This is a genomic window from Ruminococcus sp. NK3A76 (assembly GCF_000686125.1).
In the GTDB taxonomy this organism is placed as follows: domain Bacteria; phylum Bacillota; class Clostridia; order Oscillospirales; family Ruminococcaceae; genus NK3A76.
Window position 1 is genome coordinate 1,179,181 of the sequence record NZ_JMMA01000002.1, and the last position, 17,128, is coordinate 1,196,308.

Sequence of the window (17,128 nt, forward strand, 5' to 3'; positions counted from 1 at the left end):
CCTCCAGTTTATAAATTATTAGTCACAATCAATATAAAGAAAATGCTTTTTGCAGTGCAGACACCTAAATAAATAGCCCTGCATACTGCCCCCGTTTTGAAGATTTTTCTTTATGTCCTCAAATTCAAAGTAATCAAATTTCTTGTCATAGGTCTCTTCAATTTCCTTTTCAAGCCCCATATCTACTATTTCTTTCCAGCCCACATATCCTACAAAAGCGCAGTAATCATCACAATGAGCCAGCCAGAATTCCTGCTGCCAGCCCATATAACCCGGTGTGCGGTGGATAAGCTCGTCGATCTTTTCAGACTCTAATTTCTTTTCTAATGAAAAGTCGTCTTGAAACATACCGTCAAACTTTTCGGCTGCCTTTCCGCTTGCGATACATTCAGGGCAAAGACATTCTATTTCCTCTTCGCTATAAAACGGGCCTTCATACCAGATCTCTGTTTCTTTTCCGCAGCACTGACAGGTCTGTATCTCACCTTTTATAAATGCACCGGTCCCTATCGGGTCAGGGTGGTATTTAAAAGCAGGAAGCATATTAATTATCTCCTTACTTGCTGTACTTGTTAACTACCTTAGAAACAGCCTTGCCTGTCTCGATGTCGATAAACCTTACAAAGAGCGATACCTTGTTGTCCTCGTTGAGTGCGTCCCAGAGCTTAGCTGTGAACTCGTCAATGTCGTTGGGTATAGCTACCTTCTTAGGCTCGCCCTCAAAGCTCGGCAGGGGAGAACCGTCGCCCATGTATGTGTGTATGAAGTGACCCACACCGCTTAACGGGTCAGAATATGTGTAGGTAAATCTCTCAACACAGTCAGGGTTGCCGTCAGCAGATTTGAGAATGCTCATAGCGTAGTTGTACTTGCCCTCGCCGACGTGCATGATGCCGGAAATTCTGGGTGTGTAGTTGGGAGCATCGTCCTCATACTCTCTTGTTCGCAGGCTCTGCTCAAATGTCTGCTGCTTGTCCATAAGCTCATAGATAGTGTCAGTCTGGTCGCCGTTTGTAACGATAGTCTTGTTTCCGAGTACCCTTACAGGCGAGTATATTATAAGGTGCGGATCTGTCAGCTTGCTCGGGTCAGCAGCCTCGGTCTTTATGCCGTCCTCAGTCTCGGTAAATACTCTGTTTCTCGAATTAACGCTCCTGCCCATGATAAAGTAAGCAGTAACAGCGTTCTTGCCGTCCTCCGACTTTCCTATAACTATGCCTCTGCCGGGGTAGGAGTTGTTTTTAAGCTCCTCGTAAATGTCAAGCTGTTTCATCAGATTTCCTCCTTGTTTTCAAATATGTATTCCATTTCATAAAGGCCCCACTTCTCATCTTTAAACTCAAAGCAGTCCTTGATGTGCTCAGTTACCTTGAAGCCGCTTGAAAGATAGCAGTTGTATGCCGCCTCGTTGTTTTCAAAAACGCCCAGTGTCACTCTGTTTACACCCAGTATGTCATGAGCGAAGCTTACAGCCTTGCACACTATTTCCTTGCCAAAGCCCTTTCCACGCTTCTCGGGTGAAACTATAATAAAACCCATGTGTACACTGTTCTTTTCAAAATCGAGCATTCTGAATATAAAATGCCCCGATACTCTACCGCTTTCATCAAGTGCTGTCATCATAAAAGCATCATTTTCTCTTTCAAAGCCGTAATGCCTTGATACTATCTCCTCAGCCGCTAAAGGATAGTTATATCTGCCCGCTGTGAACATCATGAAGGCCTTTTCGTCTTCACCTATCCAGCGGCAAACCTCGTCAGCATCCTGCGGCTTGAAAGGTCTTAGTCTAACCATTTTTCATACCTCACAGGTCAACGTAAGCCCTGCCGTCCTTTATCGTTATCCTGCCCTCACAGAAAAGCGATACAGCCTTCGGCAGAAGCTTCCATTCAACATTTTCCATAATTCGCCTTTGTAATGTCTCGGGCGTGTCGTCGTTTTTTACATCGACAGTTCCCTGTAATATTATCGGCCCGCCGTCGCATACTTCTGTTACAAAGTGAACAGTAGCGCCCGATACCTTAACGCCGCTTTCAAGCACGGCCTCGTGAACGTGCAGCCCATAAAAGCCCTTGCCGCAGAAGCTCGGTATAAGCGCCGGGTGAACGTTCATCATCTTGTAAGGGAACGCCCTGCATACCTGCTCGTCAAGTATAGTCATAAAGCCTGCATAGACCACAAGGTCTGCCTGCTCCTCGGTAAGTGCATCTTTCATTGCCTTTGAATATTCAGCAATGTCGCTGTATTCTTTCCTTGCGAGCACTCTTGTTTTGATGCCTGCATTCTTAGCTCTCTCTAAAGCATAAGCTCCTTCTTTTGAGGAGATGACACAGGTTATCCTGCCGCCTTTGATATCGCCCCTGTTCTGTGAGTCGATAAGCGCCTGCAGATTAGTTCCGCCGCCCGATACCAGAACAACGATATTCTTCATATTTTCACTCATTTTGAATACTCCTTAAAACCCAAGCAACACCATACAGCTTGCCCGTATAGTGTCGCTAAAAGTATTATCAGCAGATTATTACGCCTTCTTCGCTCTCTACAAGCTCGCCGAGAACATAAGCGTCCTCGCCGGCTGCCTTTATAGCAGCGATGGCAGCGTCAACATCATTCTTGTCAACTACGACTGTCATACCAACGCCCATGTTGAAGGTGTTGAACATATCTCTCTCAGGAATGTTGCCTGTCTTTGCGATAACATCAAATATCGGGAGCACCTGTACGGCATTTCTCTCGATCTTTGCACTTAAGCCGGTGGGGAGAGAACGTGGTATATTCTCGTAGAAGCCGCCGCCTGTGATGTGCGAGATGCTCTTTACATTGACCTTGGAAATAAGCTCCATAACAGCCTTGACGTATATTCTTGTAGGTGTCAGCAGTGTGTCGCCGAGAGTCTTGCCAAGCTCGCTGTAGTGTCTTGCAAGATTCTGCTCGTTTACTGTGAATACCTTTCTTACCAGCGAGAAGCCGTTCGAGTGAACACCGCTCGACTTGATAGCTATCATAACGTCTCCGGACTTCTGCTTCTCGGGGTCGATTATCTTGTTCTTGTCTACAACGCCTACAGAGAAGCCTGCAAGGTCGTATTCGTCCTCGGGCATAAGACCCGGGTGCTCGGCTGTCTCACCGCCGATGAGCGCACAGCCTGCCTGAACGCAGCCCTCAGCCACACCCGAAACGATGCTTGCTATCTTCTCGGGGATATTCTTTCCGCAAGCTATGTAATCAAGGAAGAACTGCGGCTTTGCACCACAGCATATTATGTCATTTACACACATTGCAACGCAGTCGATGCCGACTGTGTCGTGCTTGTCAAGCAGGAATGCTATCTTGATCTTTGTGCCGACACCGTCTGTGCCGGAAACGAGAACCGGCTTCTCAATGCCTGTAAGATCAAGCTCAAAAAGTCCGCCAAAGCCGCCTATGCCGCTGAGAACACCGTTTGTCATAGTCCTCTTGACATACTGCTTCATAAGCTCTACCGACTTGTAGCCTGCTGTTACGTCAACGCCTGCGTCCTTGTAGCTGTCTGAAAAACTCTTCATAGATCTACCTCACTTTTAGTTTCTGCCCTGTTAAGAGCGTATTGAAAGGATCACATCTGCCGCCATATCCGGTGTGTCCACGATATAGTCAGCCGAGTGAGCCTTGAACTCATCATCATTGCCGTAGCCGTATCTTACGGCTATGCATTCCAAACCGAACCGGTGTGCTCCGTCAATGTCATTTGACCTGTCACCGACCATTATCACCTTGCTTTTGTCCTTGATACCGAGCTTGTCGAGCGTGTATCCCAGGACTGCTATCTTGTCGTGCCTGCTCTCGTCAAACGTCGCCGCACCGATAAAGTCAAAGTAATCAATAAGCCCGAATTTCGTAAGTATCCTTACCGCATAATCCTCAGGCTTGCTCGTCGCAGTCGCTAAACATATGCCGGCTTTTTTCAGCCTTTCAAGCATCTCGACAATACCGTCATACGGCCTGTTTTCAAAAAGCCCTGTGTCAGTGTATCTTACCCTGAATAGCCGTGTAGCTTCCGCTGCCTGTTCCTTGTTCATGCCGCACTGCTCCTGAAAGGAAACTATCAGCGGCGGTCCGAGGAACCTTGCGAGCACTTCGTCAGACGGGATATCCCATTTCATCTGTTCAAGCGCATATCTTGCGGATCTGATTATCCCCTCCGCCGAGTCAGTCAGCGTCCCGTCAAGGTCAAAAAGCGCCGTGTCGTATCTGTATGTACTCAAAGCTCTTTTATCTTCTCCTGCATTGCAGCGTCCTTCTGCTTTACGCCTTCGAGCATCTTTGCCTTTTCAGCTTCGAGCTTTTCAGCAAGTCCTTCATCGGTTATCGCAAGCATCTGAACTGCGAGTATTGCAGCATTCTTTGCACCGTCAACAGCAACAGTCGCAACAGGTATGCCGCTCGGCATCTGAACAGTTGCGAGCAGAGCATCCATTCCGTCAAAGTTTGCGCCCTTGCAGGGGATACCTATTACCGGCAGGGTAGTGTGACCTGCCACAACACCTGCTAAGTGTGCTGCCATTCCGGCTGCGCAGATGATAACACCAAAGCCGTTTGCCTTTGCGTTCTTTGCATATTCAGCAGCCAGCTCCGGCGAGCGGTGTGCGCTCATTACATGACATTCGTACTCAACGCCAAAGCTCTTAAGAGTGCTTGCTGCATTCTTGACAACAGGAAAATCGCTGTCAGACCCCATGATAATAGCGACCTTTTTCATAAAAACATCTCACTTTCATAAATCAAAAAACTGCAACTATATCAGGTTGCAGTCTTTTCCGGGTATTTCAAAGCGCAAAAAGAACAGCCTCTAATACAAAAGCCTTTTGATGAATATCCAGCGCCGCCAAAAGTCATCATCATAGCCGTCGTTCCTTTCGCACTTAATGTGTTCTTTACACTACTAATATTATACCTTAAATCGCTTGTTTTTTCAACCACACAGAGAATAAAATTTCCGGGCGATAAAAAGCGGTCTATTGTATATATTTACTATACAGATTTTACTTCTGCAATTTTCTATGAACGTTTTTAAAACATTCTTATCCGCCCGAAGGAATCGGCCGCATCATACAGCCCGTTGACCCGCCCGTTCATGTCAGTTGCAGCTTCATTTCTTATCCCGGCAAGTGCCTTTAATTCGCTGTTGTCAAGGCTCTCAAAAATGCTCAGCACACTTGGGTTCTGTGCCATAGCCATGCTCAGCCCGAGTGGTATGTCCATGCTCGTACTTCTCCTGGATATCATAGGCAAAGCTCTCATCTCCTTACTGATATTATTTTTGGCATATCCGCTTTTATTATTCATCAGCATACTTGACATTTTTTATTATTTTGTGTTAAAATTATATTACGGAGGTGCGTTATGGATAATCTTTCAAATATAAGCGTTGTCAAGGAGCTGCTGTCAAGGCATGGCTTTACATTCTCAAAAGCCCTTGGTCAGAATTTTCTTGTCAACCCCACAGTATGCCCTAAAATAGCTGAAATGGGCAATGCAAAGCCCGGCTTCGGTATCATAGAGATAGGCACCGGTATAGGCGTTCTCACCAACGAGCTCTGTAAGCGTGCCGATAAGGTCGTGGCGATAGAGATAGATGACCGCTTAAAGCCTGTATTAGAGGAAACGTTAAGTGAGTATGACAATTTCAAGCTCATCATCTCCGACGTTTTGAAGGTCGATCTCCATGAGCTTATCAGGCAGGAATTTGAAGGTCTTGACGTTGCCGTATGTGCAAACCTCCCGTATTATATCACTTCACCGATAATCATGTCTCTCCTCGAGAGCAGACTTCCGATAAAAAGCGTTACAGTCATGGTGCAGAAGGAAGCCGGCACACGCCTTCTTGCGAAGGTAGGCTCCCGTGATATGGGCGCTGTCACTGTCGCTGTCAATTATTTCAGTGAACCCAGGCTGCTGTTCAATGTCTCCCGTGGGAGCTTTATGCCCTCACCGAATGTTGACAGCTGCGTTATAAGATTTGATATCAGAGAGTCTACTCCTGCCGGCGTTACCGATGAGCAGTTTTTCTTTAAGACTGTCCGTGCAGCGTTCTCTCAGCGCAGAAAAACTCTTTCCAACTCCGTCTCCTCGGCAATGGGAATTGATAAGTCTGTAGTTGCTTCTGCGATAGAGGCAAGCTCGCTTTCACCCAGCTGCCGCCCCGAGGCTCTTTCGATGGAACAGCTGATACTGTTCTGTGAAAATCTGAGAAAATTACTGTAACCCCACTCTATAACCGACATTTTTCTCGTTTGCCATATGCTATTATGAATTTGCTTTGCAAATAGTCACGCAGAGCAAATTTTTTATGGCGGTGAAGTTTAAAATGCAGAAGGTCATTTCGAGAGTAAAGGATAAAAGCGAGATAAGAGTGCGAAACCCTGCAATGTGTATCATGGCGTTCTCTTTCGGTATGCTGCTATCAGGTGCAAGACTGCTGGGAGAGCATTTCTCGCTCGGTGTCTGCGCAGCTGCGGTAAGCGGCGGCTGTTCGCCCTTTGCTGTTGCCGGAATGGTCGTCTGCTATCTTCTCTCCGGCGAGCTTATGAAATGCTTTGCAAAGGTGTGCAGCGCACTGCTCGTGTCGCTCCTTGCAGTCTTTATAAGAAAGAGAAACTTCTGTACACCCGTGGTGCTCGGTGTCGGCTCTTGCGTCATCATGCTCCTTGTCAATGTCGCAGAAGCGGTCGGCCTCGGCTTTGACGGCTATAGGCTTGCTTTCAGCGTAGTCGATGCTATGATATGCTCGTCTGCGGTGTTTATGTATTGTATCTTATCTGACGAATATACTGTCACCCGAAAGCTGTCACTCAGCGGCTCAAGGGGCGCTTTCGCAGCAGTCATTTTTGTACTGCTCGTGTGTGCTCTTGCATCTGTGCCTTTCCCGCTTGACCTCGGGCGTGTTTTTGCAACTGTCGTTCTCTTGTATTTTGCTAAGAAATACCGTGCTGCCGGCGGTGCGCTCGTTGGTGTGCTCACTGCGTGTGCAGTGGCTCTCTGCTCGCCGTCGCTTGCATCAAATACACTCATCATGTCATCGTCAGGCCTTATCTGCGGCGCTCTTTTTGCACTCAGCGACCTTGCAGCGATATCATCTTTTATAATCACAGTGCTTGTCAGCCTTGCCGCTGTCGGTGTCAACAGCGATACCTTCGTCATGTTCTGGGACATTGTCGCTGGTGTTGTAATAAGCGTTCTTCTTCCGGCCGGGCTTTTCAAGGCAGGCAGGTCGATGCTCACATCAGCTAAAAGCACAGTCGACCTTGTCGGCCAGACGGCATCCTCAAGGCTTGGCTATGCCGCAAAGACTATCTCAGATGTAAGACGTGATATATCTCTTATCTCCCTAAAAATCGGCGACAGGTATAAGCCGCTCTCCCTTGCTTCAAGGGTCGATTCTTCCGTCTGCTCAAAGTGTGACTGCTGCGATATCTGCCGTAAGAAACGCCCGGTGCATGATAAGGCTCTCTCTATACTTGAAAACATCTACGACAGCTACGGCACAGTGACAGACGAGGATATCATGAGCTTTCTGCCTGAGTGTATAAATAAGCCGGTCGTGAAGGCGGCCTTTCTCAGAGCGGCGGACGAGCTTGCCTTTGAGAAAGCCAACGATATCGCCGTCACAAGAATGCGTGAGCTTCTGTGCGAACAGCTCCTGTCAATGGAGGAGCTTCTTAACGATATGTCCGGCAGGGTAGCCCGTATCAAAGAGGTGGACGAGCTTCTGTGTAAGCGTGCAGGCGAGCTGTTCGCTATAAGCGGCTGTAAGGGCGCAAGGGTCTGTGTCTATACCAACGAGAACCGCCGGCTGTTTGTCGAGGCTTTTGTAAACGGCGGCTTTAAGAGCGACCTTGTAAGGCTCACAGTCCGCCTGTCTGATATAGTGGGCTGTGATATGGAGCTTCCGAGCATCAATGTCATAGGCCGTGTCACAAGGCTTGTCTTTACCGAAAAGCCCGAGCTCGAAGCAAATATAGCTACCTTCCAGGCCTCATGCTCCGGCGGCGAGTATTGCGGCGATACAGTTGATACCATTACTCTCAACGAGAGTGAGCGCTATGTTATCCTCTCAGACGGTATGGGCACAGGCGAGCGTGCAAGGCTTGACTCTATGTTCACGGTAAGCCTTGTCAGAAGATTAATATCATCAGGCCTTTCGATGAGCTGTACAGAGCGGCTTATAAACTCCGCTCTCTGCGTCAAGAGTTGGGACGAGTCCTTCTCTACTCTTGATGTAGTCAGGCTCGACCTGTTCTCGCATACAGCCTCTTTTCTTAAGGCAGGCGCTGCCGCTTCCTATATAATCAGAGAGGGGAGCGTTATCAAGATAGCCAGCAACGCCCTCCCGACAGGTATCCTCACACGCTGTGAGCCTGATGTGACACAGCTTAGGATAAATGCCGGCGATATGATAATAATGACATCTGACGGCGTCGATGAGCAGATACTCACAGACGATGAAGATGTCATTCAGAAGCTCGGCTGCCTGTCTCCCGATGCGGCTGCAAAAATGATAGGCGAGCTCGCTGTCGGTGATGACTGTGCATCTGTCAGCGACGATATCACAGTCGCCGCAGTCAGAATAGACAGCTCTGTGTGACAAATCATATAAAAATATTAAATCTGTTCTTTATTATTTCACGATTCCCTTTTTTCACGGCCAAATCGGTTAAATTCTTTTGTGCAATATTAACAATTGGGAGTGTTTAAATATGTGAGATTATGAGAATAACAACTAAAGCTATTGCAAAATAATTCAAAAAAGTTTAAAATAGATATAGAGGTAAATAAAAAAGCTATAATTATGCCATTTCGCAGAAATAGCCGGCGTTTGCCTTAATAACCGTTTGACGGTATGTAAGGAGGATAACATAAAAATGATAAATGATATCGCCAGTGAATATGAGCTTCCGCTGCATTTGTTCCACCAGGGTAACAATTTTGAAGCGTATAGCTTTTTCGGCTGCCATGAAGGGCAGAAGGACGGCAAAAAGGGCCACTTCTTCAGAGTCTGGGCGCCAAATGCCAAGGCGGTTTCACTTGTTGGAGATTTCAATAATTGGGAAAAGGATGCCGATCCGCTCGAGAAGATAGCCGATACAGAGGTCTGGGAGATCTTCAAGACCGGGCTAAAGCAGTTTGATACATATAAGTACGCTATAGACGGTTGTGACGGAAAGCTGCATATGAAGGCTGACCCGTATGGTACACATATGGAAGTCAAGCCGTCAACAGGCTCCAAGGTGTTCAAGTCTACTTATAAGTGGAATGATTCCGAATGGCTCACAGAAAAGGCAAAGAAAAATGTCTATAAGAGCCCGATGAATATCTATGAGGTACACTTCAATTCGTGGAAGCTGTGTACCGAGGGTAAGTATTTCAGCTACCCGAATTTCGCAAAGAGCATTATCCCTTACCTTAAGGAGATGAGCTATACTCATATCGAGTTCATGCCTCTTGCAGAGTTCCCGTTTGACGGCTCGTGGGGCTATCAGGGTATAGGCTACTTTGCTCCTTCTTCGAGATACGGTACACCCGATGATTTCAAGGCAATGGTAGACCTGTTCCATAACGCAGGCATATCCGTTATCCTTGACTGGGTGCCTGCTCACTTCCCGAAGGACGAGGCAGGCCTTTATGAGTTCGACGGCGGCTGTGTATATGAGTATTCCGACCCTAAGAAGAGAGACCACCTCGCATGGGGTACAAGAGTATTCGACTACGGCAAGAACGAGGTCGTTTCATTCCTTGTTTCAAATGCTCTCTACTGGCTCGAACAGTATCATGTCGACGGCCTGAGAGTTGACGCTGTTGCTTCAATGCTCTACCTCGACTATGACAGAAGGGCAGGCGAGTGGACGCCTAATGTTTACGGCGGCCATGAGAACCTCGAAGCTATCGAGTTCTTCAAAAAGCTCAATGAGAATGTTTTTGCAAGAAACCCCAATGCTCTTATGATAGCCGAGGAGTCAACTGCATGGCCTATGGTAACAAAGCCTGCAAGCGACGGCGGCCTTGGCTTCAACTTCAAGTGGAATATGGGCTGGATGAACGATATGCTCAAGTATATGGCTATGGATCCTATACACAGAGCATTCCACCACGATATGCTCACATTCTCCTTCTTCTATGCATTCTCCGAGAATTTCATTCTCCCGATATCGCATGATGAGGTAGTTCACGGAAAGGCATCGCTCGTAAATAAAATGTACGGCGATACAGACCAGAAGTTTGCTCAGGCAAGGCTTTTCCTTTCCTATATGATGGCTCACCCCGGCAAGAAGCTCCTCTTTATGGGCAGCGAGTTTGCGCAGTTCAGAGAGTGGGATTATGAAAACAGCCTTGAATGGTTCCTGATAGACGAGTATGAGAACCACCGCAATTTCCAGAAGTTCTCCAAGAACCTCAATAAGTTCTATCTCGAACATCCTCAGTTCTGGGAGGACGATTTTTCCTGGGAAGGCTTCAGCTGGATAGCTAATGATGACTATAAGCAGTCTATTATAATCTTCAGAAGATTTGATAATAAGAAAAATGAGATCATCACAGTCTGCAACTTCGTTCCTGTTGAGAGAAGATCATACTGCTTCGGCGTTCCTTATAAGGGCAGCTATACTGAGGTGTTCAATTCCACATCTCCCGACGGCTCACCTGTGACAAACGGAACAGTCAAGAGCGTTGATACTCCTATGCACGGCTTCGAGCAGTCAGTGTGCGTTGATATCCCGGCTTTCTCTGTGATGTATTTCACAGTCAAGAAGGCACCTCAAAAGAAGAAGTCTGATGCAGGCGATAAAAAGTCAGCTACAGTCAAGAAAGTAAAAAAAACAGCTAAGAAAGCTGATAAATAAAGATTAAGTGGGTGAATTACAATGTTTAACAAAAAAGAATGTGTGGCAATGCTTCTTGCAGGCGGCCAGGGCAGCCGTCTATATGCATTGACACAGACAGTTGCTAAGCCTGCAGTTCCATTCGGCGCAAAGTATAGGATAATAGACTTTCCGCTCTCAAACTGCATTAATTCCGGTATAGATACAGTAGGCGTCCTTACTCAGTATCAGCCCCTCGTTCTTAATGAGTATATCGGCAACGGCCAGCCCTGGGACCTCGACAGAGTTCACGGCGGCGTCCATGTGCTCCCTCCTTATCAGAAGGCATCTGGTGCTGACTGGTATTCGGGTACAGCAAATGCTATCTATCAGAATATAGCATTTATCGAGAGATACTCTCCTGAGTATGTCGTAGTCCTCTCTGGTGACCATATCTATAAGATGGACTATAACAAGATGCTCGATTTCCATAAGGAAAAGAATGCAGCAGCTACTATCGCTGTTCTGGACGTTCCCAAGGAGGAGGCATCACGCTTCGGTATCATGATAACCGATAACGATGATAATATCATCGACTTCGAGGAGAAGCCCAAGAACCCCCGCTCGACCCTCGCTTCAATGGGTATATATATCTTTACCTGGAGCAAGCTCAGAGAATACCTTATCGCTAACGAGAACGATAAGGAGGCTTCCAAGGACTTCGGTAAGAATATTATCCCCGATATGAGAGAAGCAGGCGAGAAGCTCGTGGCTTACCGCTTCGACGGCTACTGGAAGGACGTTGGTACTATCGACTCCCTCTGGGAAGCTAATATGGATCTTATCAATCCTAATATCCCGATAGACCTTTATGATCCCAACTGGAAGATCTATTCAAGAAACCCTGCACTTCCGCCTCAGTCTATAGGCAAGAACGCAAAGATACAGAACTCTATGGTAACAGAGGGCTGCGTTATAGATGGCTCGGTAGAGTTCTCTATGATATCTGACGGCGTTGTTGTTGAGGAAGGCGCTGAGATACTCGATTCGATACTTATGCCCGGCTGTGTGATAAAGAAGGGCGCTAAAATAGAGTATGCCATAGTCGGCGAGAATTCTGTTGTCGGCGAGAACGCACAGGTCGGCGCAAGACCTGAGACTATCGAGAATAAAGATGAATGGGGCGTTGCAGTTGTCGGCCATAATATCACAGTGTCCGACGGTGCAAAGGTAGCACCCAAGCAGATAATCTCAGAGAATATATGAATGGCAGGTGAGTAATGATGAACGTAAATATGGGTAACGTCCTCGGTCTTGTTTTTGCTAATATGCATGACATGACTATGGGCGAAATGACTAAACACAGAACAATGGGCTCTATCCTTTTCGGCGGCAGATACCGCCTGATAGACTTCCCGCTTTCTAATATGGTAAACAGCGGCATCACTGCTGTTGGCGTTATAACAAAATCTAACTATCAGTCGCTTCTTGACCACCTCGGCTCTGCAAGAGAGTGGGATCTTGCTCGTAAGAAGGGCGGTCTTTACATACTTCCTCCTTTCGGTAACGAAGGCAGCGTGCTCTACCGTGGCAGGATAGAGGCTCTCTACGGCGCACTCAGCTTCATCAAGCACCAGAGCGCTGATTATGTAGTTCTTTCTGACTGCGATATAGTTACTAATATGGACTATAAGCCGATTATCGAGCAGCATATCAAGACAGGCGCTGATATCACAGTTGTTTCTCATACAGGCAACTATACCAGCGAGGAGATAGCTCTTTCAACTGTTTTGAATACAGATGATGATAATAACGTAAAGAGCGTTCTTATAATGCCCGAGCTCAGCGGCACCTGCACAGCAAGCCTTAATATGTTCGTTATCAGAAAGGATCTCCTTATCGACCTCGTACAGGATTCCTTTGCAAGAGGCCTCCTTTCCTTCGAGAAGGATATCCTTCAGGGCAGAGTGAATGACCTTAAGATAATGGCTTATGAGTATTCAGGCTATTTCAGCAAGATAAGCGGTATCAGCAGCTACTTTACAGCTAACCAGCTGCTTTTGGATCCTGAGAATTCCAATAAGATATATCTCCCCAAGAGAGCTATCTATACCAAGATAAGAGATAATGCTCCTGCTAAGTATGACCTTAACTGCGAAGTCAAGAATTCACTTATCGCAGACGGTTGTATCATCGAGGGCGAAGTCGAGAACTGCGTTCTCTTCAGAGGCGTTAAGGTAGGCAAGGGCGCAAAGGTAAAGAACTGCATTCTCATGCAGGATTCCGTTGTCGGCGATAATGCCGAGATGTCCTATGTCATCACCGATAAGAATGTTACAGTAGGCAGCGGCAGGCTCCTTACAAGCAGCCCCGAGTATCCAATGTATGTAGGTAAGGGCGCTTCACTCTAAATTGAATCTGTATTATCGGGCCCAAATAAACTTTTATTTGGGCTCGATTTGGCAACACCGCACGACCATTGTGCGTCAGACACGCAAGTGTATGGCGTATAAAGGCATCTGCCGGTGGTCGTGAGGTTTTGCCTTAATACCCCAGAAGGAGGGAATCGTATGAATATACTTTACACAGCAAGTGAGGCTCTGCCTTACGCAGCATCGGGCGGTCTTGCAGATGTTGCCGGCTCGCTTCCTGCGGCTATAAATGAACAGGGGCATGACTGCCGTGTCGTTATCCCTTACTATAGCCAGATAAGACAGGAGCTTAAAGACGAGCTTCAGTATCTTACTAACTTCACAGTGCCTGTTGCATGGCGTAATCAGTATTGCGGCGTGTTCGTGGGCGTATATAACGGCGTTACATATTATCTTCTCGATAATGAATACTACTTCGCAAGAAATGGCCTGTATGGCTTCTATGACGATGCCGAGAGATTTATATTCTTCTCCCGTGCCGTTCTTGAACTTCTGCATTATATCGACTTCAAGCCTGATGTCATAAATGCAAACGACTGGCAGACAGCTCTTGTTCCTGTTTATTATGATATCTTCTACCGCTACCAGCCGGGCTATGAGGATATAAAGACAGTCTTCACTATCCATAATATCCAGTATCAGGGTCAGTATGGTCTTGAGCTTATAAATGACCTTATGGGTATCCCGCTCTACCATACCAACCTGCTCTCCTATGACGGTGATGTAAACTTCATGAAGGCAGCAATAGAGGTGAGCGATAAGATAACCACAGTTTCTCCGAGCTATGCCTGGGAGATTCTTGACCCCTGGTATTCTCACGGCCTCGACAGAGCACTTGCCAATAAGCAGTATAAGCTCTGCGGCTTCCTCAACGGTATCGACCAGAAGGTATATGACCCTCAGACCGACCCGAATATCGCACGCCACTATTCCGCAAAGAATAAGGCAGGCAAGGCTTACTGTAAGAAGGCTCTTATCTCCGAGTTCGGCCTTGCAGAGGGCAATGAGCCTATAGTCGGCATAGTTACACGCTTTGTATCTCATAAGGGTCTTGACCTTATAAAGTATGTCTTTGAGGATATAATCAGGATAGGCTATAAATTCGTTATCTTAGGCTCCGGCGAGAAGATATATGAAGACTTCTTCAACGAGATGCACTACCGCTATCCCGACAGGGTAGGCCTTAGGATAGGCTTTATCCCCGAGCTTTCCAAGAGAATATATGCCGGTGCTGATATGTTCCTGATGCCCTCACAGAGCGAGCCTTGCGGCCTTGCCCAGATGATAGCTCTCAGATACGGTACTATCCCGATAGTCCGTGAGACAGGCGGCCTGCGTGACAGTATAAAGGATGCCGGCGAGCCTGACGGTTCAGGCAACGGCTTTACTTTCAAGACCTATAACGCACACGATATGCTCGATGCACTCGTCCGTGCAAGAAGCCTCTACGACGATAAGAAGAAGTGGGGCGCTCTTGTTACCAAGGCACTTAAGGAAGATTTCAGCTGGAAGAAGTCAGCTGAGCTCTATATAGGCCTTTATAAGGATATCCACTAAATAGTATAAGCAGCAGTATCCGCTTCGGGTGCTGCTGCTTTTTTGTATCAAGTATTTAAAAATATTTTTAAATACCCCTTGACAATGCAAGACTTTTGTGGTATCATCTATTTAAAGAAATTTTGAAATAGGTGGGTGCCGATGTCAAAAACAAGTATATTCAAGGTGCTGTCAGAAAAGCAGCGCAGAGATATACTCGAAATGCTCAAAGACGGAAGACTCAGCGCCGGTGAGATAGCCGAGCGCCTGAATGTCACGCCTGCGGCTCTTTCGTATCATCTTAAACTGCTGAAAAGCGCAGACCTTGTTATGGAATATAAAGAGAAAAACTTTGTCTACTATGAGATAAACACGTCAGTCCTTGACGAGCTTATCTTGTGGGCAACGCAGCTTGGAGGAGAAAGAAAATGAAAAAACTTATCACCGCACTATCATTCCTTCCGCTTGTCGCCGCTTCGATATCCGTGCAGTTTATGCCACAAAAAGTGCCGATGCACTATGACCTCTCAGGCAATGCCGACCGCTGGGGGAGTAGGTATGAGCTTTTGCTTATCCCTGTTTTCATACTTGTCATTATGCTCGTGTTTGTCGGCATGATAACACGCTTTGAGAAAAAAGCCGCCAACGCCCCCGATGATAAAGAGCGTGTATCTGCCGAGACAAACCGTAAAGTCGCTGTCGGTATGTCGTTTGGCGTTCTTGTTTTGATGTCGGCAGTTCTCGGCCATACGATCTATAAAATACTCGCCACGACAAACTCCGGCGTCTCGCAGCTGGAGATAGATGACCTTAAATTCACAGCACTTCTCATGGGCTTGTTCTTTATAGTCTGCGGCAACCTCTGCGCCAAGACCAAGAAAAACAGCGGCATCGGCCTTCGCCTGTCATGGACTGAGTATAACGATGTTACCTGGAGCAAGTCAAACCGCTTTGCAGGCAAAGCGCTGTGCATTGCAGGAATAATGAGCATTGTCTCAACATCATTTGCAAACGGTATTCTTGCTATAGTGCTCTTGCTTAGTTACCTCACAGCCTGTGTGATAGTCTCCTGCGCTTACGCTCATAAAGTATATCTTGCTGAGACTTCCAAAGCCAAAACAGAAATGATCTAAAAACCAAAAGCAGCAGAAAGAACGCATAAGTTCCTCTGCTGCTTTACTGTTTATGCTCTTACCATTACATAGTAGTCCGTCTTGCTTCCGCCGAACCGGTAGTCGCCGCTTTTCCATTCGATGATAAGATATTCCTTCCCGTCAAATTCCTTTATCTCGTAGGCGCAGGCACAGCTGTTCCACTTGCGCAGCCAGAAGCCCCTTGTCCAGGTGTGCTTATCATCGCCTTCGATCGTCTCATCTGCGTATACAGCCTTTACCTTGCCGCCCTTAATAAACTCTATCTCCCTGAAATAATCTATGCCGTATTCCTTGCTGCCCTTTGGTGGGTTGCTGTAGGGGATAAAGTCATCCTTATCCAGCATTGCCGAGCCGATAAAGCAAAATGCCTTCCACCTGCCAAGCACCCTTTCATCGGGGATAAAAGGCTTGTTTATGTCGTCTTTCTTAGCTATCTGCTCTCTTGTGTAGTGTTTGCTGTCGAGCTTACGCAGAGCGATGGGTGTTGTCTTGCCCGTCTCGCTGTAGTCCTGAGATTTAAAGCTGATTATCATGTACAGCTCGTCATTTCTCTCCTCCAGACGGTAATCGTTTAAAAAGCGGCTCACGCCGTCGTCGTATATCAGCTTGCCCTTGCTCCAGCTAAAGCACCAGTAAAACTCTCCGCCCGGCAGGAAGTATACTATCTTGTTCCTGTCGCCGATGTTCTCACTGACGGCTTCCCATTTGCCAATTACTCTTTCGTCGTTTTCAAATGCTACCTCTGTGTCCTCGATAAGAGGCTTGAAATTATTGTTCATATTGATCCCTCCAGATCTCTTGCTTAGTCTTTCAAGATCCTGAAGCTGGCTTATAAGCTCTGCTTTTCTGCGCTCAAACAGTGCAGCTGTGCTTTCACCCGTATATAGCATCTGCCTTATCTCAGACAGCGTGAAGCCCACAGCCTTAAGCTCTGTTATCCGCTCAAACACTTCTATCTGCGACTCGTCGTAGTAGCGGTATTCAGTAAACCTGTCTATGTACACGGGCTTAAGCAGACCTTCATTGTCATAGTGCCTTAAAACAGATATCTTTGTGCTGCAAGCCTTTGCAAATTCGCCTATCTTCATGATCTGTCCTCCTTGTTTTTTCCTATAAGGTACCCTATGAACATATTATAAGCCTGAAGTATACTTTAGAGTCAACACAAAAATAT

17 protein-coding genes are annotated in these 17,128 nt (G+C 46.8%); 8 read left to right on the forward strand and 9 right to left on the reverse strand.

Features of this window, described 5'->3' with window-relative positions; translation table 11 throughout:
• Positions 1-18: 18 nt before the first annotated feature.
• The 8 genes from CD05_RS0105570 to CD05_RS0105605 form a co-directional block, all read right to left on the reverse strand.
• On the reverse strand, positions 19-543 hold the full coding sequence (locus CD05_RS0105570) for a CbrC family protein (protein WP_037322827.1): 525 nt from the start codon (positions 541-543) through the stop codon (positions 19-21).
• Between the two features lie 13 nt (positions 544-556).
• Entirely contained in the window at positions 557-1,273 is a 717-nt protein-coding gene (locus tag CD05_RS0105575; protein WP_028509652.1) for an IMP cyclohydrolase, read from the reverse strand.
• A complete protein-coding gene (locus CD05_RS0105580; RefSeq protein WP_028509653.1) occupies positions 1,273-1,794 on the reverse strand; it encodes a GNAT family protein in 522 nt (173 codons plus the stop codon). Before CD05_RS0105580 ends, CD05_RS0105575 begins: the two co-directional genes overlap by 1 nt.
• A 10-nt stretch (positions 1,795-1,804) precedes the next feature.
• Positions 1,805-2,431, reverse strand: coding sequence for a phosphoribosylglycinamide formyltransferase (gene purN, locus CD05_RS0105585; protein WP_028509654.1), 627 nt, complete (start codon positions 2,429-2,431; stop codon positions 1,805-1,807).
• A gap of 79 nt (positions 2,432-2,510) precedes the next feature.
• Positions 2,511-3,545, reverse strand: coding sequence for a phosphoribosylformylglycinamidine cyclo-ligase (purM, locus tag CD05_RS0105590; RefSeq protein ID WP_028509655.1), 1,035 nt, complete (start codon positions 3,543-3,545; stop codon positions 2,511-2,513).
• Positions 3,546-3,575: 30 nt separating this feature from the next.
• Entirely contained in the window at positions 3,576-4,244 is a 669-nt protein-coding gene (locus CD05_RS0105595) for an HAD-IA family hydrolase (RefSeq protein ID WP_028509656.1), read from the reverse strand.
• Positions 4,241-4,738: a 5-(carboxyamino)imidazole ribonucleotide mutase gene (purE, locus tag CD05_RS0105600; protein WP_028509657.1), complete on the reverse strand. Its 498-nt coding sequence runs from the start codon at positions 4,736-4,738 to the stop codon at positions 4,241-4,243. The genes CD05_RS0105595 and purE overlap by 4 nt, the downstream gene beginning before the upstream one ends.
• Before the next feature lie 311 nt (positions 4,739-5,049).
• On the reverse strand, positions 5,050-5,241 hold the full coding sequence (locus CD05_RS0105605; protein WP_028509658.1) for a hypothetical protein: 192 nt from the start codon (positions 5,239-5,241) through the stop codon (positions 5,050-5,052).
• Between the two features lie 141 nt (positions 5,242-5,382).
• Between CD05_RS0105605 and rsmA the strand changes: the two genes are divergently transcribed.
• From rsmA to CD05_RS0105645, 8 genes are all read left to right on the forward strand, one after another.
• Positions 5,383-6,243 (forward strand): 16S rRNA (adenine(1518)-N(6)/adenine(1519)-N(6))-dimethyltransferase RsmA, encoded by an 861-nt coding sequence (gene rsmA / locus CD05_RS0105610; protein ID WP_028509659.1) that lies wholly within the window; start codon positions 5,383-5,385, stop codon positions 6,241-6,243.
• Between the two features lie 103 nt (positions 6,244-6,346).
• A complete protein-coding gene (locus CD05_RS0105615) occupies positions 6,347-8,623 on the forward strand; it encodes a PP2C family protein-serine/threonine phosphatase (protein ID WP_028509660.1) in 2,277 nt (758 codons plus the stop codon).
• 277 nt (positions 8,624-8,900) lie between these two features.
• The gene (glgB, locus tag CD05_RS0105620) at positions 8,901-10,874 is read left to right on the forward strand and encodes a 1,4-alpha-glucan branching protein GlgB (RefSeq protein WP_028509661.1); all 1,974 of its coding nucleotides are present in this window, start codon (positions 8,901-8,903) and stop codon (positions 10,872-10,874) included.
• Positions 10,875-10,895: 21 nt separating this feature from the next.
• On the forward strand, positions 10,896-12,098 hold the full coding sequence (locus CD05_RS0105625; RefSeq protein ID WP_028509662.1) for a glucose-1-phosphate adenylyltransferase: 1,203 nt from the start codon (positions 10,896-10,898) through the stop codon (positions 12,096-12,098).
• 14 nt (positions 12,099-12,112) lie between these two features.
• Positions 12,113-13,243, forward strand: coding sequence for a glucose-1-phosphate adenylyltransferase subunit GlgD (gene glgD, locus CD05_RS0105630; protein ID WP_347495051.1), 1,131 nt, complete (start codon positions 12,113-12,115; stop codon positions 13,241-13,243).
• Positions 13,244-13,402: 159 nt separating this feature from the next.
• On the forward strand, positions 13,403-14,821 hold the full coding sequence (gene glgA, locus CD05_RS0105635; protein WP_028509664.1) for a glycogen synthase GlgA: 1,419 nt from the start codon (positions 13,403-13,405) through the stop codon (positions 14,819-14,821).
• A 141-nt stretch (positions 14,822-14,962) separates the two neighbouring features.
• Complete coding sequence (locus CD05_RS0105640) at positions 14,963-15,232, forward strand: autorepressor SdpR family transcription factor (RefSeq protein ID WP_028509665.1); 270 nt, start codon at positions 14,963-14,965, stop codon at positions 15,230-15,232.
• Positions 15,229-15,933 (forward strand): DUF1648 domain-containing protein, encoded by a 705-nt coding sequence (locus CD05_RS0105645; RefSeq protein WP_037322829.1) that lies wholly within the window; start codon positions 15,229-15,231, stop codon positions 15,931-15,933. Before CD05_RS0105640 ends, CD05_RS0105645 begins: the two co-directional genes overlap by 4 nt.
• 50 nt (positions 15,934-15,983) lie before the next feature.
• Here CD05_RS0105645 and CD05_RS19570 read toward each other — a convergent pair whose 3' ends face one another.
• Positions 15,984-17,042 carry a MerR family transcriptional regulator gene (locus tag CD05_RS19570; RefSeq protein WP_028509667.1) on the reverse strand — a complete coding sequence of 353 codons (1,059 nt, stop codon included), beginning with the start codon at positions 17,040-17,042 and terminating at the stop codon, positions 15,984-15,986.
• Positions 17,043-17,128: the final 86 nt, after the last annotated feature.